The 18,727-nt window shown below is 65.2% G+C and carries 15 protein-coding genes and 1 riboswitch; of the genes, 11 read left to right on the forward strand and 4 right to left on the reverse strand.

Annotation, left to right across the window (positions count from 1 at the left end):
- The first annotated feature begins 33 nt into the window (after positions 1 to 33).
- Positions 34 to 582: a YbhB/YbcL family Raf kinase inhibitor-like protein gene (locus DM992_RS27620; RefSeq protein WP_239511367.1), complete on the forward strand. Its 549-nt coding sequence runs from the start codon at positions 34 to 36 to the stop codon at positions 580 to 582.
- Here the strand turns inward: DM992_RS27620 and DM992_RS27625 are convergent.
- On the reverse strand, positions 579 to 947 hold the full coding sequence (locus DM992_RS27625) for a hypothetical protein (protein WP_111019463.1): 369 nt from the start codon (positions 945 to 947) through the stop codon (positions 579 to 581). The two genes, DM992_RS27620 and DM992_RS27625, sit on opposite strands and share 4 nt — an antisense overlap.
- 24 nt (positions 948 to 971) lie before the next feature.
- Positions 972 to 1,346 carry a helix-turn-helix domain-containing protein gene (locus tag DM992_RS27630; RefSeq protein ID WP_111019464.1) on the reverse strand — a complete coding sequence of 125 codons (375 nt, stop codon included), beginning with the start codon at positions 1,344 to 1,346 and terminating at the stop codon, positions 972 to 974.
- Between the two features lie 136 nt (positions 1,347 to 1,482).
- Here DM992_RS27630 and DM992_RS27635 point away from each other — a divergent pair, with 136 nt between their 5' ends.
- The 6 genes from DM992_RS27635 (at position 1,483) to DM992_RS27660 (ending at position 9,099) form a co-directional block, all read left to right on the forward strand.
- Positions 1,483 to 2,115 (forward strand): glutathione S-transferase N-terminal domain-containing protein, encoded by a 633-nt coding sequence (locus tag DM992_RS27635; RefSeq protein WP_111019465.1) that lies wholly within the window; start codon positions 1,483 to 1,485, stop codon positions 2,113 to 2,115.
- Between the two features lie 106 nt (positions 2,116 to 2,221).
- On the forward strand, positions 2,222 to 2,608 hold the full coding sequence (locus DM992_RS27640; protein WP_111019466.1) for a hypothetical protein: 387 nt from the start codon (positions 2,222 to 2,224) through the stop codon (positions 2,606 to 2,608).
- 92 nt (positions 2,609 to 2,700) lie between these two features.
- Positions 2,701 to 3,993 carry a TolC family protein gene (locus tag DM992_RS27645; protein WP_111019467.1) on the forward strand — a complete coding sequence of 431 codons (1,293 nt, stop codon included), beginning with the start codon at positions 2,701 to 2,703 and terminating at the stop codon, positions 3,991 to 3,993.
- 11 nt (positions 3,994 to 4,004) lie between these two features.
- The gene (locus DM992_RS27650) at positions 4,005 to 5,537 is read left to right on the forward strand and encodes an efflux RND transporter periplasmic adaptor subunit (RefSeq protein ID WP_111020426.1); all 1,533 of its coding nucleotides are present in this window, start codon (positions 4,005 to 4,007) and stop codon (positions 5,535 to 5,537) included.
- Positions 5,534 to 8,740, forward strand: coding sequence for an efflux RND transporter permease subunit (locus tag DM992_RS27655; protein WP_111019468.1), 3,207 nt, complete (start codon positions 5,534 to 5,536; stop codon positions 8,738 to 8,740). The genes DM992_RS27650 and DM992_RS27655 overlap by 4 nt, the downstream gene beginning before the upstream one ends.
- Positions 8,731 to 9,099, forward strand: a complete 369-nt coding sequence (locus DM992_RS27660; RefSeq protein WP_111020427.1) for a copper-binding protein — start codon at positions 8,731 to 8,733, stop codon at positions 9,097 to 9,099. Before DM992_RS27655 ends, DM992_RS27660 begins: the two co-directional genes overlap by 10 nt.
- Positions 9,100 to 9,220: 121 nt before the next feature.
- Here the strand turns inward: DM992_RS27660 and DM992_RS27665 are convergent, their stop codons facing one another.
- Positions 9,221 to 10,231 carry a sodium:calcium antiporter gene (locus DM992_RS27665; RefSeq protein WP_111019469.1) on the reverse strand — a complete coding sequence of 337 codons (1,011 nt, stop codon included), beginning with the start codon at positions 10,229 to 10,231 and terminating at the stop codon, positions 9,221 to 9,223.
- 71 nt (positions 10,232 to 10,302) lie between these two features.
- Positions 10,303 to 10,481, reverse strand: a riboswitch (yybP-ykoY riboswitch).
- A gap of 360 nt (positions 10,482 to 10,841) precedes the next feature.
- On the opposite strand from DM992_RS27665, the gene DM992_RS27670 reads away from it, so the two are divergent.
- The 4 genes from DM992_RS27670 to DM992_RS27685 all read left to right on the forward strand — a co-directional run bounded on the left by DM992_RS27670 (position 10,842) and on the right by DM992_RS27685 (position 18,134).
- Positions 10,842 to 12,545 carry a methyl-accepting chemotaxis protein gene (locus DM992_RS27670; RefSeq protein ID WP_111019470.1) on the forward strand — a complete coding sequence of 568 codons (1,704 nt, stop codon included), beginning with the start codon at positions 10,842 to 10,844 and terminating at the stop codon, positions 12,543 to 12,545.
- Between the two features lie 207 nt (positions 12,546 to 12,752).
- Entirely contained in the window at positions 12,753 to 14,066 is a 1,314-nt protein-coding gene (locus DM992_RS27675) for an EAL domain-containing protein (RefSeq protein ID WP_111019471.1), read from the forward strand.
- Positions 14,067 to 14,437: 371 nt separating this feature from the next.
- Positions 14,438 to 16,951, forward strand: coding sequence for an EAL domain-containing protein (locus tag DM992_RS27680; RefSeq protein WP_111019472.1), 2,514 nt, complete (start codon positions 14,438 to 14,440; stop codon positions 16,949 to 16,951).
- Between the two features lie 235 nt (positions 16,952 to 17,186).
- Complete coding sequence (locus DM992_RS27685; protein ID WP_111019473.1) at positions 17,187 to 18,134, forward strand: GlxA family transcriptional regulator; 948 nt, start codon at positions 17,187 to 17,189, stop codon at positions 18,132 to 18,134.
- 55 nt (positions 18,135 to 18,189) lie between these two features.
- On the opposite strand, the gene DM992_RS27690 is transcribed toward DM992_RS27685, so the two are convergent.
- The gene (locus DM992_RS27690; RefSeq protein WP_111019474.1) at positions 18,190 to 18,672 is read right to left on the reverse strand and encodes a DUF4440 domain-containing protein; all 483 of its coding nucleotides are present in this window, start codon (positions 18,670 to 18,672) and stop codon (positions 18,190 to 18,192) included.
- Positions 18,673 to 18,727 lie beyond the last annotated feature (55 nt).

Raw genomic sequence — 18,727 nt, forward strand, 5'->3', positions numbered from 1 at the left:
CCGTTCCATTCCTGCTTGCTGGTGAGGTTGACGATGAAGACATTCAAGCCCGGTTTCGCCCTTTGTGTTGCGATGATCGCTGCCGGTACGGCACGAGCAGGCGATTTCTCGATCGAAAGTGCGGAGCTCGCCGGCGGCGCATTTGATCCCGCGCAGGTATCGGACAGCTTCGGCTGCCACGGTCAAAACATTTCGCCATCCATACGGTGGCGCGGTGCTCCGGAGGGAACGCAAAGCTACCTTCTGACGATGTTCGATGCCGACGCACCGACGGGCTCCGGATTCTGGCACTGGGTCGTCGCCGATATCCCGGCGTCGGCTCATGGTATCGCGCCCGGTTCGGGCAATGACGTTGGCAGACTGCCGGCGGGTGCCGTCCCGATGAAGAACGACACCGGCCACGCCGGCTATCTTGGCCCGTGCCCGCCGCAGGGCGAGACACATCGCTACGTCATTGCGCTGACCGCGCTCAAGGTGGCGACGCTGCCGGTTGAGCGTGATGCGACGCCTGCGGTCGTCGGCTTTACCGCTCACTACCAGGCCATCGCGAAGGCGACGACGACCGTGCGATTGAGCCGCTAACCGCCCGCGCTGTCGTCGCGATAGCCGCTCTTGCCGACGAAGATCTCCTTCAGCGCGGCGCGCAGCGCGACCGGATCGTACTGGCCGGGCGCGAGATGGATCACGTAACGCGTCTGCCCGTCGAGGCGCGCGGCGATGCCCGCTTCGATCTCGACGTCGATCGTGTCGTCCGTCAGGCGCACCGACAGATCCTTGACGCGCCAGTTGATCTGGTCGCGCGCCATCACTTCGATCAGCGTGTCGTCCGGAAAGCGCGACAGCGCGAAGCAATAGTCCTGCTCCGCGTCGTGACAGTAGATGTTGGCGAAGCTTTCGTCGTCGTCGAGGTCGGACGTTGCCGCGCCGACGGTAGCGTGAAGGTCCATGAACGTAGGTTCCTGCGTAATAGGTTATTGGGGTGAGCGGCTTGCCGTTTCAATTGCCACCGCGGCTGCGGGCGTCGCATCGGCATCGCGCGCCTTCAGCCACAGCCCGAATTCGCGCATCACTTCGACGACCGGCCGCAGCCGGTCGCCGTCCGCGGTCAGATCGTACTCGACGCGCACCGGCACTTCCGGATAGATGGTCCGCCGCACGAGCCCCGCGTCCTCGAGCGCGCGCAGGTCGAGCGTCAGCATGCGCTGCGAGATGCCCGGCATGTCGCGGCGCAGGTCGCTGAAGCGCCGCGGCCCGTCGAGCAGATACGACACCAGCAACAGCCGCCAGCGGCCGCCGAGCAGGCGCATCGCTTCTTCAACTGAACATCCTGTCGCACTCGTTTTCATCCTGCTGAACCCTGGTCGGTAAACTTTTTGTGACTACGGCACAAACGACTGCCGTCTTCCCAGTCATGCGCCGATGCGAGATATTAGCGCCCGCGTCGCGGCGAATCGATACACGGACAACCAACGAAGGAAACGCATGAAGCTTTATCACGCTCCCGGCAGCTGTTCGCAGGCGATCCGCATCGTGCTGCACGAAGCCGATATCGACGCGCAGATCATCAACGTCGACGCGCGCAAGCATGTCGTCGAAGGTGGACGCAACTACTACGACGTGACCGAACTCGGCTACGTGCCGCTGCTCGAACTCGACGACGGCACGATGCTGCGAGAAGGGCCGGTGATCGCGCAGTATCTCGCGGATCTGCGCCCGGAAACTGCGCTCGCGCCCGCGTACGGCACGCTCGCCCGCTACCGGCTGATGGAATGGCTCACCTTCCTAGGCACCGAGATTCACAAGGGCTTCGTCCCGCTGCTGTACGCCGTGCAGGCGGGGAAGTACGTCGAGCCCGTGCGGCAGAAGCTCGACAGCCGCTTTGCATGGATCGACCGCCAGCTCGACGGCAAGGCGTTCGTCACGGACGATACGTTCACGGTTGCGGATGCGTACCTGTTCGCGCTGACCGGCTGGGGCAAGGCCGACTGGATGCGCTCGGTGTACAACGCGGACATCGACCTGAGCCGCTATGCACATCTGCGGGCGTGGTACGAGCGCGTGCGGGAACGGCCGGCGGTGCAGGCCGTGCTGGCGGCGGACGGCCTGTCGCGGTAGCGCGCGGCGACGGTCACGGATGCGGCGCGTCATCCCGCCGCACCGCGACCGTTTTGCGCTATCGACGCGCTGCCACGCAGCAAAATGCCGCGCTATAATCGCCGCCATGAAACTGCTTCGAACCTTCATCCTGCTGCTGCTTTGCGCGGTGCTGCCCATCAGCGGGCTGGCAGCCAGCGGCCTGACCGGTGAATGTCCGATGCAGCACACGATGTCGATGGAAGCGGATACCGGCATGAAGATGTCCGCCGACATGAGCGATTGCGATTCGATGAAGCCGCACTCCGCCGACAGCGCGAAAGCGAAGGCCAAAGCCAAGGGCATGGCCTGCAAGGTGACGGCCCAATGCCAGTTCGGCAGTCTCTATCACCCGGCCGCCCGCGTCGACGTCACCCGTCCCGCTGCATTCGCCAGCACGATCGTCTTTCACTACACGCAGTCCGTCCCGGTCCGCGACCCGAGCGGGTTGTGGCGCCCTCCACGCATTAGCTGATCCCGATCCGACCGGTTCACCGCCAAGGCGGTGAGGTTCGTCCTGTGCGCAGGACGTGGAATCCCTTTGGATTCCGACGTTGGGGTTAAACCATGTCATTCGATTCCGGCACGCCGCGCACGCGGCGTGCGTGTCGGCGCGCGCCCGTGCTGTGGGCCGCGCTGCTGGTGGCGGGCGCCGTTCACGCGCAGCAGGCGCCTTTCACGCTGGACGCCGCACTGCAGTCCGCCATCGATCATTCGGCTTCGATGCAGGCCGCGCAGGCTTCGGTGCATGCGAGTTCGGAAGCGGCCGTCAAGGCCGGCCAGTTGCCGGACCCGATGCTCAAGGCCGGCATCGACAACCTGCCGGTCAACGGCGCGCAGCGCTTCACCGTCGGCCAGGACTTCATGACGATGCGTCGCATCGGCATCGAGCAGGAATGGGTGTCCGGCGACAAGCGGCGGCTGCGCTCGGCGCTGGCCGGCGAGCAGGTCGGCCGCGAACGCGCGGGTTATCTCGTGCAGCTCGCCGCCGTGCGCCGGCAGACCGCGACGGCCTGGCTCGACGCCGTCTACGCAAAGCAGGCGCTCGCGCTTCAGCAAGCGCTGCTCGCGCACATGAACCATGAACTCGACGCGACGCAGGCGTCGTATCGCGGCGCGAAGGCGAGCGCGGGCGATGTCGTGCAGGCGCGCGCGATGCTCGCGCAAACGCAGGATCAGGTGCTCAAGGCGCAGCAGGCGTATCGCTCCGCACTCATCGCGCTTGCCCGCTGGACGGCCACGCCGGTTGCGGACGTGACGGGCACGCCGCCCGCGCCCGAATCCTTCGTGTCGTCGCTGCCGCCGGACGAATTGCGTCTGTCGCAACCGGCGCTCGTTGCCGCCGCAGGCGACATCGCGGTCGCCGAAGCCGACACTGCGGTCGCGAACAGCGAGCGCAGCCCGAACTGGACGTGGGAGATCGCGTATCAGCAGCGCGGCGGCGCGTATTCGAACATGGTGTCGGTCGGGGTCTCGATCCCGTTGCCGATCAACCGCAAGAACCGCCAGAACCGCGACGTCGCCGAGAAGGCCGCGCTCGCGACGAAGGCGCGGCTGATGTACGAGGACACGCTACGCCAGGTGCAGGCCGATATCCGCACGCAGTCCGAAACGCTGGCGAACGGCCGCGAACGCATCGCGAACCTGAGCGCAGCGCTGCTGCCCGCCGCCGATCAGCGCGTGCAGCTCGCCAATGCCGCCTACCGGGCCGGCACGGGTTCGCTTGCCGACACGTTCGCCGCGCGGCGCGCGCAACTGGAAGCGCAGTTGCAGGTGCTCGATCTCAGGCGCGACGTGTCGCAGACCTGGGCGCAGCTCGAATATCAGGTCGTGCCGGCGACGCTGGCCGCCGCGCAGTGAAGGAGAACCTCATGACGAAGCAATCGCTGGCACGCGCGGCGCTGTTGACGTTCGCCGCCGCGGCGCTGCTCGGCGCCGGCTATTTCGCGGGCGTCCGCCATGCGGCGGGCGGCGCGGGGATGACCGCCGCTGCCGCCGCGCCTGCGGCCGCACCTGCAGGCGCGACCGATCCAAAGACGGGACGCAAGGTGCTGTACTGGCATGACCCGATGGTGCCGAACCAGCACTTCGACAAACCGGGCAAATCGCCGTTCATGGACATGCAGTTGCAGCCCGTCTATGCGGACGAAGGCGGTGGTTCGTCAGGTATCCGGATCGATCCGGGCCTGCAGCAGAACCTCGGCATTCGCTATGCGAGCGTTCGGCGCCAGCAGACTGCGGCCGGATTCGACGCAGTGGGCACTACGCAGTTCGACGAATCGCGCGCTGATGTCGTTCAGTCGCGCGTCACCGGCTATATCGACCGTCTGTATGCGCGCGCACCGATGCAGCGCATCGTGAAGGGCGCGCCGGTCGCGTCGCTGTTCGTGCCTGACTGGCTCGCGCCGCAAGAGGAATATCTCGCGCTCAAGCGCGGCGGGATGGACGGCGCCCTGCTCGATGCGTCGCGTGCACGCATGCGCGCGCTGTCGATTCCCGACGGCATGATCGCGAATCTCGAGCGTACCGGCCGCGCGCAGACGCACATCGTGCTGACCGCGCCGGAAGACGGCGTCGTCAGCGAGCTGAACGTGCGCGACGGTGCGATGGTCGCGCCCGGGCAGACGCTCGCGAAGATCGCCGGGTTGTCGACGCTGTGGCTCATCGTCGAGGTGCCGGAAGCGCTCGCGCTGAACGTGCAGCCGGGGATGTCGGTCGACGCGACGTTCGCGGGCGATCCGGCGCGGCACTTCACCGGGCGCATCCGCGAAGTGCTGCCCGGCATCAGCGCGGGCAGCCGCACGCTGCAGGCGCGCGTGGAGATCGACAACGGGTCGCTGAAGCTCACGCCCGGGATGCTGATGCGCGTGCGCGTCGCCGCGAAGGAGTCGGTTTCGCGCCTGCTCGTGCCGTCCGAAGCGGTGATCGCGACCGGCAAGCGCACGATCGTCATCGTGAAGAACGGCGACGGCCGGCTTCAGCCGGTGTCGGTGACGGTCGGCAATGACGTCGGCGGCGACACGGAAGTGCTCGACGGGTTGAACGAAGGCGACACAGTCGTCGCATCGGGGCAGTTCCTGATCGATTCGGAAGCCAGCCTGAAAGGCGTGCTGCCGAAGCTGGAGCGGGCCGCGGGAGCAAGCGCGGCCGCATCGTCCGCCGCCGCGGCTGCGCCGGTCTACGAAACCACCGGCAAGGTCGAGAAGGTCACGGCCGACGACATCACGTTCTCGCATCAGCCCATTCCGGCGCTCGGCTGGGGCGCGATGACGATGGCGTTCGGCAAGCCGTCGGCGCGCGCGTTTCCGGACGTGAAGCCGGGCCAGACGGTGCGCTTCGCGTTCACGCAGACCGACGACGGCTACCGGCTGACGAAGGTCGAGCCGCAAGGAGGCGGGCAATGATCGCGCGCATCATTCGCTGGTCCGTCCACAATCGCTTCCTGGTGCTCCTCGCTACGGTGCTGATCGCCGCGTGGGGCGTTCATTCGCTGCGGCAGACGCCGCTCGATGCGTTGCCCGACCTGTCGGACACGCAGGTGATCGTGAAGGCGTCGTATCCGGGCAAGGCGCCGCAGGTCGTCGAGGATCAGGTCACCTATCCGCTGACGACGACGCTGCTCGGCGTGCCCGGCGCGAAAACCGTTCGAGCGTATTCGTCGTTCGGCGACGCGTTCGTCTATGTGCTGTTCGACGACCGCACCGATCCGTACTGGGCGCGTTCGCGCGTGCTCGAATACCTGAGCCAGGTGCAGAGCCGGCTGCCGGCAGGCGCGACGGTGTCGCTGGGGCCGGATGCGACCGGCGTCGGCTGGGTGTACGAGTACGCGCTCGTCGACCGCACCGGCCATCACGATCTCGGGCAACTGCGCGCGCTCAACGACTGGTTCCTGAAGTTCGAGCTGAAGGCGGTACCGGATGTATCGGAAGTCGCGAGCATCGGCGGCATGGTGCGCCAGTACCAGGTCGTGCTCGATCCCGACAAGCTGCGCGCGTACGGGATCACGCAGGCGGCGGTTGCGGACGCGCTGCGCCAGGCCAATCAGGAGTCCGGCGGTTCGGTCGTCGAGCTGGCCGAGTCGGAGTACATGGTGCGGTCGTCCGGCTACCTGCGCACGCTCGACGACTTCCGGCGCGTCGTGCTGCGCACCGACGACGCGGGCACGCCGGTGCTGCTCGGCGACGTCGCGCGGATCCAGGTCGGCCCGGCGATGCGGCGCGGGATCGCGGAGCTGAACGGGCAGGGCGAGGTGACGGGCGGCGTGATCGTGATGCGCTCGGGCAAGAACGCGCTGACGACGATCGACGCGGTGAAGGCGAAGCTCGCCGACCTGAAGCGTTCGCTGCCGCCCGGCGTCGAGATCGTCACGACCTACGATCGTTCGCAACTGATCGAGCGCGCGGTGGGCAACCTGAAGGACAAGCTGATCGAGGAATTCGTGATCGTCGGCATCGTCTGCGCGGTGTTCCTGTTCCATCTGCGCAGCGCATTCGTCGCGATCCTGTCGCTGCCGCTCGGCGTGCTGGTCGCGTTCATCGTGATGCGCTACCAGGGCGTGAACGCGAACCTGATGTCGCTCGGCGGGATCGCGATCGCGATCGGCGCGATGATCGATGCGGCGATCGTGATGATCGAGAACGCGCACAAGCATCTGGAAGCATACGACCACGCGCATCCCGGCGAGCCGATCACGGCCGCGCGCCGCTGGGAACTCGTCGCGGCGTCCGCTGCGGAAGTCGGGCCGGCGCTGTTCTTCTCGCTGCTGATCATCACGCTGTCGTTCATTCCGGTGTTTTCGCTGGAAGGGCAGGAGGGCAAGCTGTTCGCGCCGCTGGCGTTCACGAAGACCTATACGATCGCCGCGGCCGCCGGGCTGTCGGTCACGCTGGTGCCCGTGCTGATGGGCTATCTCGTGCGCGGCCGCATTCCGCACGAGAACGCGAATCCGATCAACCGCGTGCTGATCCGCGTGTACCGGCCGCTGCTCGAAGCGACGCTGCGGCGCCCGTGGCTCGCGATCGGCGTCGCCATCGTCGCGCTCGTGCTGACGGCCGTGCCGTTGTCGCGGCTCGGCGGCGAATTCATGCCGCCGCTCGACGAAGGCGACCTGCTGTACATGCCGACCGCGCTGCCCGGCATCTCGGCCGACAAGGCGAGCGAGCTGCTGCAGCAGACCGACCGGCTGATCAAGACCGTGCCCGAGGTCGACACGGTGTTCGGCAAATCGGGGCGTGCCGATACCGCGACCGATCCCGCGCCGCTCGAGATGTTCGAGACGACGATCCGCTTCAAGCCGCGCAGCGCATGGCGGCCCGGCATGACGCCGGAGAAGCTCGTCGACGAGCTCGATCGGACGGTGAAGGTGCCGGGCCTGTCGAATGTGTGGGTGCCGCCGATCCGCAACCGGCTCGACATGCTGTCCACCGGCATCAAGACGCCGGTCGGCGTGAAGATCTCCGGGCCGGACCTGAAGGGGATCGACGCGATCGCGATGCGGGTCGAGGCGGCGGTGAAGCACGTGCCGGGCGTCACGTCCGCGCTCGCGGAACGGCTGAACGGCGGCCGCTACATCGACGTCGACATCGACCGGCTCGCCGCCGCGCGCTACGGGCTGTCGGTCGCCGATATCCAGTCGGTCGTGTCGTCGGCGGTCGGCGGCGACGATGTCGGCGAAGTGATCGCGGGGCGCGAGCGCTTTCCGATCAACATCCGCTATCCGCGCGAGATCCGCGATTCGCTCGAGAACCTGCGGCAACTGCCGGTCGTCACGACACGCGGTGCGCAGATCCGCCTCGGCGACGTCGCGCGCATCGCGATCGCCGATGGTCCGCCGATGATCCGCAGCGAAAACGCGCGGCTGTCCGGCTACGTGTACGTCGATATCCGCGGCACGGATCTGCGCACGGCGGTTCGCGCGATGCAGCAGACGGTCGCACAACAGGTCGCGTTGCCGCCCGGCTATTCGATCGCGTGGTCGGGGCAGTTCGAGTATCTCGAACGCGCGGCGGCGACGCTGCGCACCGTCGTGCCGGTGACGCTCGTCGTGATCTTCGTGCTGCTGTTCCTCACGTTCGGCTCGGCGGCGGACGCGCTGCTGCTGATGTCGACGGTGCCGTTCGCGCTGGTCGGCGGCTTCTGGCTCGTGTGGGGGCTCGGCCATGCGGTGTCCGTCGCGACGTCGGTGGGTTTCATCGCGCTCGCGGGCGTGGCCGCCGAATTCGGCGTCGTGATGCTGCTGTACCTGAAGGGTGCGCTGACGCGCCGGCTCGACGCCGGCGAACCGCTGACCGATGCGCTGCTGCTCGACGCGATTCGCGAAGGCGCGGTGCTGCGCGTGCGGCCCAAGGCGATGACGGTCGCCGTCGTGCTCGCCGGCCTCGTGCCGATCATGGTCGGGCACGGCGCCGGCTCCGAAGTCATGCAGCGCATCGCCGCGCCGATGGTCGGCGGCATGGTCACCGCGCCGCTGCTGTCGATGTTCGTCATTCCCGCCGCATGGCTTCTGCTTCAGCGCCGTCATGTGCGGAGCGCGAGCGATGCGCGGCATTTCGATGCAGTTCCTCACGGCATGAACGTGCCGTCCACCCAAACCGGAGAATCCCGATGAAGAAATTGATTGCTACCACCGCTGCCGTTCTCGCGATCGGCGCTTTTGCAACGCCCGCGTTTGCCGCCGGCGACATGTCGGGCATGGACATGTCCGGCATGAAGATGTCGTCCGATGGCCCGGCCGAGTCGAATGCCGCGCTGACCGATGCGGAAGTGAAGAAGGTCGATGCCGCGAGCGGCAAGGTCACGCTGAAGCACGGCGCGCTCGACAACGTCGGGATGCCGCCGATGACGATGACGTTCAAGGCGAAGGACGCGGCCATGCTCGAGCAGGTGCATGTGGGCGACAAGGTCAGGGTCCGGATCGAGAACGTCAACGGCACGCTGACGATCGTCAAGCTGGTGAAGGCATTCTGATCGTCAGGATGCGGGCGTTGTTGCCGCCCGCATCCGTGCAACGATGCACACCGTGCCGGCGCGGCGGACGTTGCCGCGTCCGCCCGTGTGCGCGTGTCGGGCAATGCGCCCGATCCCGGCGTCAGCGCGCCAGCGTCAGGTACAGATACCCCGCATAACCCGCACCGTTCGCCAGCAACGCCCAGATCGCGAGCCCGCGCTTGCGCGCATTGATGCGCAGCCAGGCCGCCGCCGCGAGCGTGACGATCACGCCGGTCAGCACTTCGGGGCGTGGCTCCCACGGCGTCAGCATGATGCCGATCGCCGGCAGCAGCGTGCCCTGGAACACCATCGCGCCGGTGATGTTGCTGAACGCGAGCGTGTCCTTCTTGCGGCGGATCCACAGCACGCTGTTGACCTTCTCCGGCAATTCCGTGGCAATCGGCACGATGATCAGCGACAGCAGCAGCGCCGATATGCCGAGCACGTGCGACACGCCCTCCACGCCGTGAATGAAACCCTTCGCACCGCCGACCAGCAGCGCGACGCCGAGCAGCAACTGCAGCGCGATGGTCGCCAGGTTGGTCGGCAGGCCCGTGCGCGCCAGGAACATCGTATGCGGCGCCTCGGTGCCGTGCCCGGCATCGACAAGCTGGCTCGACGCACGGAACGTCATCACGACGTACATCGCGTAGATGCCGACCAGCATCGCGGAAAGCAGCGCGCGCACGGCCCAGTTGTGATGCGGGACGAACATCGCCGCGGTCGCCAGCGAGAACGCGGCCAGGAAGTAGTTCATGTCGCGCACGAAACCCGTGCGTTCGGGCGCGATCGTGCCGCGCAGCCCGCGCGAGCGGATCACGGCAAGCGTCATCAGGAAGGTGGTGAGCGTCGCGAGCATCAGCGGCGCGCCGAGAATCGCGCCGACGCCGATTTCCTCGTTCACCGCCTGGTTCGCCGTGCCGCCGGCCAGCGCGAGCAGCGGCACCATCGTTTCGGGCAGCGCGGTGCCGACGGCCGCGAACAGCGAACCGGTCACGCCTTCGGAAATCTTCAGACGTTCGCCGAGATGTTCGAGCGCATTGGTGAAGACTTCGGCGGCCACGAGGATCACGATCAGCATGAACGCCAGTTCGACGAACATGAAAGTCATGCGATACCTCCGCAGGCTGGTGCGTAGAGGTTGATGGGGCGCGGGGGAACGGCTGGGAGGAACATGGGGACTCCGTGGTCGGACGCTGACGAACCATGGCACATCCGCCGACGTCCGACCAGGAACGACGCGATGTGCCCATGGTCTCGCCAGACCGACTCGGCCGAACGCGCCACGGCCGAAAGCCGAGTGTGTTGACGCGTTCGCTTTCCGCGGGGCGGAAAGCAGGCTACTCCCCAAAGACGAAGGGCAGTCTAGCGGAGCGGATTTCTTTCGACAAGCCTTCGTCCCGAAAAGTGTTTCTTCGCGGATTTCGGTGGATGTCGCTGTCCGACCACGAGCCGCCCTTCATGCCAACTATCGTGTACGACCGTTACCTGATCGTGAACGGCCGTTGACACGCCTCCTGGTCCTTGGCGCCCGTGCCTGCTTTATCACATATCGGCAGCCGGTATTTTGCAATTCCCGTAAAGGACTGCTCCGGAATCGACTGCTAATCGCGATCGATCTCGGGCCGTTATCTGCAAGTATTCCGTCGAAGCTGCACTCTGCAGAGTGCAGCTTCACACCTTCTCCTACCCATTGGTCAATCTGCAAGGTCGGTAAGCACATGAAGCTGTCATTTGCGCAGAAACTCTGGTTGCCACTCATCCTGAGCCTGCTGTGTCTCGCCGGAATATCGATCTACAACGCTTACCAGACTCGAGAAATGCGGCTGGAGGAGCGCAAGGCAGACCTGAAACACGCATCGGAGATCGCGCTGAGTGTGGTCAAGACCTTTGGCGACCAGGCTGCCGCCGGCGCGATGCCGGTAGCGGAAGCCCAGAAGCGGGCCTTGGACAGCGTCCGGAATATGCGGTACGGCGAAGAAGGTTATTTCGTGATCCTCAATTCGCAGCCGACGGTGCTGATGAACCCTGCAAAACCGGAACTGGAAGGCAAGGACGTCGGCGATTTCAAGGATCCGAACGGCGTCTACTTCTTCAGGGACACGGTCGCCATCATCAAGCACGCCGGTCGGGGTTTTACCGCGTATTCCTTTCCGAAACTGGGGAGAACCGAAGCCTCTCCGAAAATCGTCTACAACGTGTCCTATCAGCCGTGGGACTGGATTCTCATGACGGGGCTTTATGTCGACGACCTCGATGCTGCATTCCGCTCGACGCTGTACCAGAGCCTCGGGATTCTGGTGGCACTGGCCGGCGCCCTGTCGGTTGTCGTGTTGCTGCTCAACCGCGGCATCTTGCGCTCACTGGGCGGTGAGCCGTCCTATGCCGCCGAGATTGCAAACCGGATCGCAGGCAACGATCTGACCGCCGTGGTGAAGACCGCACCGGGCGACCGCTCGAGCCTGCTTTTTTCGATGAAGCGCATGCAGGAGCAGCTCACGCTGACGATCGGCACGATCAAGGTTTCGGCCGAATCGATCGCCACCGCCACGCACCAGATTGCGGCGGGCAACCAGGACCTGTCGCAGCGCACCGAAGAGCAGGCCGCGTCGCTCGAGGAAACGGCGGCCAGCATGGAGCAATTGACCTCTACCGTCACCCAGAATGCCGACAATGCCAGCCAGGCCAGCCAACTCGCCGCGCAGGCTGCCCAGGCGGCGGAGCAGGGCGGCACTGTCGTGTCACGCGTGGTGGAAACCATGGATGGCATCAACGCCAGCTCGGACAAGATCGCCAACATTGTCGGCATCATCGAGGGCATCGCGTTCCAGACCAATATCCTCGCGCTGAATGCGGCTGTCGAAGCGGCGCGGGCGGGTGAGCAGGGACGGGGTTTCGCGGTGGTCGCGTCGGAAGTACGTTCGCTGGCACAGCGCTCCTCGGCGGCGTCCAAGGAAATCAAGGAGCTGATCCACGATTCCGTGGAACGCGTGCAGGCAGGTGCCGGCCATGTACGGGAAGCGGGTGCGAAGATGCGCGAGATAACGTACGAGATCAGGCGCGTGACGGACATCATGGGGGAAATCACAGCCGCATCACGGGAACAGAGCAAGGGTATCGGCCAGGTCAACCAGGCCGTCACGCAGATGGACGAAGTCACGCAGCAGAACGCGGCGCTGGTCGAACAGTCGGCCGCCGCCGCCAGCTCGCTCGAGTCGCAGGCGAACGATCTGAAGGCGTCCGTTTCAATGTTCAGACTGAACGCGTCACGCGACGCCGAAGTCAGCCGCCCTGTCGCGCAAACGCACACGACTGCGGCTCCGACACGCGCCCGGGCCCCAGCCGGGTCAGCCCCGGATCGGCCCGCACCGCAGCCCGTTCTGGCAGCGCAAACCGCCGTGGCTGGAGAATGGGACAGCTTTTAGGCGGCCATCCCGCGTCACGAGTGGGAGCGAGCCGTGCGGGGCGGCGCCGGCACGGAAGGTTCGCATGCGTCTTCGCGAGAGTTGAAGAAGCCGGAGACGACGCCAGTCATTCGCGCAACGAACTCCCTGGATGCGACGGATGCCCGCTTGGCATCCGCGAGACCTTGACTCAAAGGGAATCGTTCAAGATTGAATACAAGAGCACCGTTGCCCGGCCCCGCCGACGATCAACCGACGTCGGACAGCAAAGCCGCCACACCGGAATACGTCTACCTCGGGCGGCAGCCGATTCTGGACCGTAGCGGAGTATTGAACGCATTCGAACTGCTGTTCCGCTCCGGGACAGCCAATCTCGCCCGAATCACGGATGACGCCGCTGCCACTGCGCAGGTCATCGAGAGACTCATCGGCGATATTGGCCTCAACGCTGCGCTGGGCGATCGCACCGGCTATGTGAACGTCGACCGGACGGTGCTGATGTCCGACATCGTCCGGTTGTTGCCGCGTGAACGCTTCGTACTCGAAATCCTCGAAACCGTGACGTTCGACGGAGCGCTCTTCAGGCGCTGTACCGAACTGCGGCGCGCGGGCTACCGGCTCGCGCTGGATGATGTTTCTCGGATTTCCCCGCGCCTGCTCGATTTTCTGCCTTACGTCGATATCGTCAAGATCGATTTTCTCGAATGCCCGCGCGAGCACCTTGGCGAGCTGATCGACGCCGTCAGGCAGCACGGGAAGGTTTCGATCGCGGAGAAAGTCGAAACACGGGAGGACCATGGTGCCGCCATGCACGCCGGCTTCGAACTGTTTCAGGGCTACTACTTTGCGAAGCCGCAGGTGCTGACATCGCGGCGCATCACGCCATCGCGCGACGCGCTGCTGCGCCTGCTCGTGCTTCTGGGCGGCGAACCGGGGATTGTGGAACTCGAAGCCGAACTCAAGCGGATTCCGAACCTCGTCATTCAACTTCTGATGCTGCTCAATTCGAGCGCGGTCGGGCTTAGCCAGGCAGTTTCATCGCTGCGTGACGCGATCATGCTGGTCGGCACGCGGCAAATCACGCGCTGGGCACAGTTGCTCCTGTTTGCGGACGAACGTCTGGACGCGTTGCGCTCCGATCCGCTGGCACAGCTGTGTGGCACGCGTGCGCGATTCATGGAGCTTGCCGCTGGCCGGCTGCGGCCCGATGACGATCGGTTTGCCGATACCGCGTTCATTGCGGGCGTGTTCTCACTGGTTCATGTGCTGTTCGGCAGCACGATCGAGGACGTCGTGACTACGCTGCCGATTCACGCCGATATCCGGCGGGCACTGCTCGAACGGCATGGCGAGTTGGGTCTGCTATTGAACGCCAGTGAGTCAGCCGAATCGGCGGAGTACAACGCAATCCGCGCAGCGTGCAATGGATTGCCGATCTTCACCCCCGACGACCTGACCATGCTCTGGCTTGCTGCCGCTGCCTGGTACGACGATCAGGTGCGTGTGCCACCTGCACACCGCCCGCAGCGAGCCTCGCAATAAGGGAGGGATGGCCGCGCCGTCGACCCCACCCCGCCCGCAGCCGCTCGACTTGCCGCCGCGCAGCCCGGACGTCGTCATGGCACTCAACTCTTGTCCGAATCTGTCGTTAACTCAGGGCGACTGCCCCTGACAGGGCGGTGCTCCGGCATGTGGATTCGCTGGACAAGGGGGCGTCGACCATGGTCTCGGGGCCAAAGTGCCGCGCTCGTCGCCACGGCGCCCCAAGCGATGGGTCAATTCCCCGTTTGCGAGTTCGATGAGTACGCAATCATTCGAGGCAAGTGAGATCATATTTTGCCTGCCGCCGCAGGCGAGCCCGAAGGTTGCCGGATCGAAGTGCGCCGGCGAGGATTTTTCGTCTTGGTTAGAGAATGTATCCGAACAGCTACGATGTTCCGATTGCGCGCCTCGTCGCGCGTCAGATTCTGTCCTGCGCGCCCGCCACGCCGGTGCGGGAGGTCGCGCGACGCATGTTCGCCGAACGTTGCAGCTCGATCGTCGTGATGAAGGACGAACAGGTCGTCGGGATCTGGACCGAGCATGACGCACTGTCGGCCGGCGACGATCCGCGCGAACTCGATCGGCCGGTCAGCGACGTGATGAGCCATCCGGTGTTGACGCTCGAGGCCGATACGCCGCTGGGTGAAGCCGCGATGAAGTTCAAGCAGTCGGGCGTGCGGCACTTCGTGGTGGTCCGGGATGGCGCCGCGATCGGCGTGCTGACGCAGACCGACGTCGTCGTGAACCAGGGGCCGGAATTTTTCCTGCACCTGAAGCCGATCGAATCGATCTGCGTCCATCCGCCGGTTGTGGTGCCCGAGCAGGCCGCACTGCACGAAGTCATCGCGCGGATGCGCGCGCAACGGCTCGATGCGATCCTCGTCGACTACGACGACGGCGAGCACGGCATCCTGACCGAGCGGGACATCGTCCGGCTCCTGGCAGACGGCGGGGCCCAAGGCGCGGTCGGGGCCTACGCGAGCAAGCCGCTGCAGATGCTGACCGCCAATCAGAGCCTGTATGCGGCGCAGCGCTTCATGACCGAGCACAATATGCGGCATGTCGGCATCCAGGACGAGGATGGCAGGCTGACCGGGCTGCTCTGTTTCGCGGACGTGCTGCAGAGCATCGAGCACGAATACGCGAACGAGCTGCGCAGCGCCTTGCGCGAGCGCGACGAAGCGCTGGGTCTCGCGCGCTTCAACCTGCGCATGGCGGATCGGGTGTTCGAATCGGCACTCGAAGGCATCATGGTGACCGACCGGCACGCGAAGATCGAGCGCGTCAATCAGGCCTTCACGCGCCTGACCGGGTACACCGAGGACGAAGTGATCGGGCGCAACCCGGGCCTGCTGAGCTCCGGACGCCAGACGCCCGATTTCTACAAGCAGCTGTGGCATTCGCTAACGACCGATGGCCACTGGCAAGGCGAAATCTGGAATCGCCGCAAGACCGGCGAGCTGTTTCTCGAATACCTGACGATCACCAGCATTCGCGACAGCGAAGGCGAGATCTCCCACTACGCGGCGATCTTTTCCGACATCACGCAGCGGCGCCAGGCCGAGGAGCGGCTGGGCTATCTCGCCACGCACGACGTGCTTACCAATCTCGCGAACCGGATGCTGTTCGAGGAGCGGCTCGCGCACGCGATCGTCCACGCGAAGCGGCTCGGTCGCAAGGTCGCGGTGATGTACCTCGATCTCGACCGCTTCAAGCTGGTCAACGATACGCTGGGCCACAACGCCGGCGACGAGGTGCTGAAGATAGTCGCGGAGCGCATCGTCGCGAAAGTGCGCGCGAACGACACGGTGGCGCGCATGGGCGGTGACGAATTCGCGCTCGTGCTCGAGGAGGTCGACGATGTCCGCGACGTCGGGCGAGTTGCGCGCAAGCTGCTGGATGAAGTGGGGCGGGCGATCGATATCGGTGATCGCGAGATCTTCGTGACGCCGAGCATCGGCATCAGCATCTATCCGGACGACGGCACCGAGGCGGAGGACTTGATCCTGCTCGCGGACCAGGCGATGTACGGCGCGAAGAGCCGCGGCAGGAACGTGTTCCAGTTCTTCGAGAGCAAGATGACGTCGTCGGCGATCGAGCAGCTGGAGACGCTCGGCGAATTGCACCGCGCGCTCGAGCAGAATGAATTCCGCCTGTTCTACCAGCCGCAATACGATCTGGCCAGCGGCCGGATCGTCGGCGTGGAGGCGTTGCTGCGCTGGTTGCATCCACGCAGGGGCCTGGTGCCGCCGGGCGACTTCATCGGGCTGGCGGAGCGGTCCGCGCTGATCGTCCCGATCGGCAGGTGGGTGCTGCACGAAGCCTGCCGGCAGGCGCGCCGCTGGCTCGACGAGGGCTTCGAGTTCGGGCGTGTGTCGGTGAACGTGTCGGCACGGCAGTGCTTTACCGACCACTTCCTCAGCGACCTGACGACCATTCTCAGCGAAACCGCATTGCCGGCCGAATACCTGCAGCTCGAGTTGCTCGAAAGCATGGCGATGAACACCCGCGAGGAAATGGGCATCCTGCTGCGCGAACTGGCGACGCGGGGGATCAGCCTGGCGATCGACGATTTCGGTACGGGCTATTCGTCGCTGGTGTATCTGAAGGATCTGCCCGTCGATACGCTGAAGATCGATCAGTCGTTCCTCACGGACTGCGGTTCGGGCAGCACGGACGACGCGATCGTGCGCGCGATCGTTGCGATGGGGCGCGCGCTGGGGCTCGATGTCGTGATGGAGGGCGTCGAGACGGCAAAGCAGCTGGCCTTCCTGCAGGAGATCGGTTGCCAGCAGGGGCAGGGCTTCCTGTTCGCGCGGCCGCAGCCCGCCGACGAGCTGGTCGGCATCTCGCCGCGCCGCGGCGCCGAATTGCTGGCTGAGTGAGCCGGTCGCGGGGCGCGCCGTGGCGCGTTCACGCGCCGGCGGGTCGACTGACGCATGCGGCGCGGACCGGCTGCCGCGCGGCACGTAACCGGTCGAAGTCGTTACCGTTCCAATGACACTTCAGCCGATGGATGAGGGGCAAATGACGTTTTTCCGTTATTTCCGCCTGCATGGCACGATTTGAGGGATTTCCTTAAAATACGCCTTCTCAGGGTATTCGGCTAACGACTCCGTCATGCATCGAATCGGGTTTTTTGTTTGCAGCGGCCACGACGCGCTCGATCTTGGCGGGCCACTGTCGGCTTTTAATCAGGTGGCCGGAGCCGCTGGCCGTACTCCGTACGATCTTCATGTCATCTCGCAGTCCGGTGGCCCGGTACGTGGCAATACCGGCCTTTCGATCGAGACCAAGCCGGTCGGAAGGCGCATGTTCGACACCGTCGTTTTCGTGGGCGGTGATATCAGCCCGATGCAGACACCGGGGAACATCGCCGCTGCCAGGAAATTGTGCGCCAGGGCGTCGCGGGTGGCGAGCGTGTGTACGGGAGCGTTTCTGCTTGCGGAAACCGGCTTGCTGGACGGCGTGAAAGCAACCACGCACTGGCGATACGCTGCGCTGTTGCAGTCCCGCTTCCCTCGCGCCCGGGTCGAGGGCGACAGCATCTATATCGTAGACGGCCACATCTGGACGTCGGCGGGCATTGCCTCCGGAATTGACCTGGCGCTCGGCTTGATTGAAAGAGACATGGGTGCGGAAGTCGCGCGCGCTGTTTCCAGGCTTCTGGTTGTTCCGTACCGTCGACCGGGCGGGCAGTCCCAATTCTCCGCCATGTCGCAAATGGAGCCTGAATCGGATCGTATCCGCATCGCCCTGAACTTCGCGAGAGAACATCTGGCCGAAGCGCTGCCAGTGGAACGACTCGCCGATGCGGCAAGATTAAGTCCGAGGCAGTTCGGACGAGCGTTTCGTCGGGAAACCGGGGAAACGCCTGCCAAGGCGGTCGAACGTTTGCGCGTCGAAGCTGCGAGGCTGCGCCTGCAGGACGGCAGTGAACCCATCGAACAAATTGCTCTGGCCGTGGGATTCACTGATCCGGAACGCATGCGGAGGGCCTTTATCAAACTGTATGGCCACCCTCCGCAGGCGATCCGGCGCGAGAGCAGATTGAACAGTGCGCGCTGATCGAGCGCCGGGCTATTGGCGCTCTCGGTACGCGACTACCTGGATCGCGGGGCGCTCAATGCCCATCGGATTTCCGGGCAGCGTAATCATTCCAGATGTCGCGATGCAATTTCCACGCGCCGCCCTCCTTCAGAAAGAGGAGGATCTGCTTGCCGCGGTATTTGAGGTTTCCAGCATGGTCACGGATTTCCGCATCCGAAACCTCCGTCACGGTCCGGTCGTTACCGTAGAACTCGTAATTGCTGAACGATACGGTGTCGGGTTTTGCCCCGGCATACCCGTTGGCGAAGTGCGCGGCAATCGCGCTGCCCCCCGTCACCCTGTCGCCGCCGGGCGGCAGGAGTGCGCCGTCTTTCGTATACAGACGGCCTATCGCGTCGTAGTCCCCTCGCGCAAAGGCATCCGCCCATCGCGCGTTCTCGGCTTTGATGGCCGCTTCGGTTTGAGGCTGCGGGCCGCCGGCAATGGCTGGCGCCGCAAACGCGAAAAATGAAAAGCAGGCTGCAACGGCTGCAGTAAAACGACGAATCTGTTGCATTTAAGGATTTCCGATCAGGGTTTGAATCGAAGGGGCTGCGCCAGATTGGGCAGGT

This window comes from Burkholderia sp. JP2-270 (assembly GCF_003233675.1).
Lineage (GTDB): Bacteria > Pseudomonadota > Gammaproteobacteria > Burkholderiales > Burkholderiaceae > Burkholderia > Burkholderia pyrrocinia_C.

Bases quoted from the DNA above. Each gene is read 5' to 3' on its own strand.
- DM992_RS27620 (WP_239511367.1), top strand. From the start codon at position 34: ATGAAGACATTCAAGCCCGGTTTCGCCCTTTGTGTTGCGATGATCGCT.
- DM992_RS27640 (WP_111019466.1), top strand. From the start codon at position 2,222: ATGAAACTGCTTCGAACCTTCATCCTGCTGCTGCTTTGCGCGGTGCTG.
- DM992_RS27685 (WP_111019473.1), top strand. From the start codon at position 17,187: ATGCATCGAATCGGGTTTTTTGTTTGCAGCGGCCACGACGCGCTCGAT.
- DM992_RS27635 (WP_111019465.1), top strand. From the start codon at position 1,483: ATGAAGCTTTATCACGCTCCCGGCAGCTGTTCGCAGGCGATCCGCATC.
- DM992_RS27655 (WP_111019468.1), top strand. From the start codon at position 5,534: ATGATCGCGCGCATCATTCGCTGGTCCGTCCACAATCGCTTCCTGGTG.
- DM992_RS27670 (WP_111019470.1), top strand. From the start codon at position 10,842: ATGAAGCTGTCATTTGCGCAGAAACTCTGGTTGCCACTCATCCTGAGC.
- DM992_RS27665 (WP_111019469.1), bottom strand. From the start codon at position 10,231: ATGACTTTCATGTTCGTCGAACTGGCGTTCATGCTGATCGTGATCCTC.
- DM992_RS27625 (WP_111019463.1), bottom strand. From the start codon at position 947: ATGGACCTTCACGCTACCGTCGGCGCGGCAACGTCCGACCTCGACGAC.
- DM992_RS27680 (WP_111019472.1), top strand. From the start codon at position 14,438: ATGTATCCGAACAGCTACGATGTTCCGATTGCGCGCCTCGTCGCGCGT.
- DM992_RS27645 (WP_111019467.1), top strand. From the start codon at position 2,701: ATGTCATTCGATTCCGGCACGCCGCGCACGCGGCGTGCGTGTCGGCGC.
- DM992_RS27650 (WP_111020426.1), top strand. From the start codon at position 4,005: ATGACGAAGCAATCGCTGGCACGCGCGGCGCTGTTGACGTTCGCCGCC.
- DM992_RS27690 (WP_111019474.1), bottom strand. From the start codon at position 18,672: ATGCAACAGATTCGTCGTTTTACTGCAGCCGTTGCAGCCTGCTTTTCA.
- DM992_RS27630 (WP_111019464.1), bottom strand. From the start codon at position 1,346: ATGAAAACGAGTGCGACAGGATGTTCAGTTGAAGAAGCGATGCGCCTG.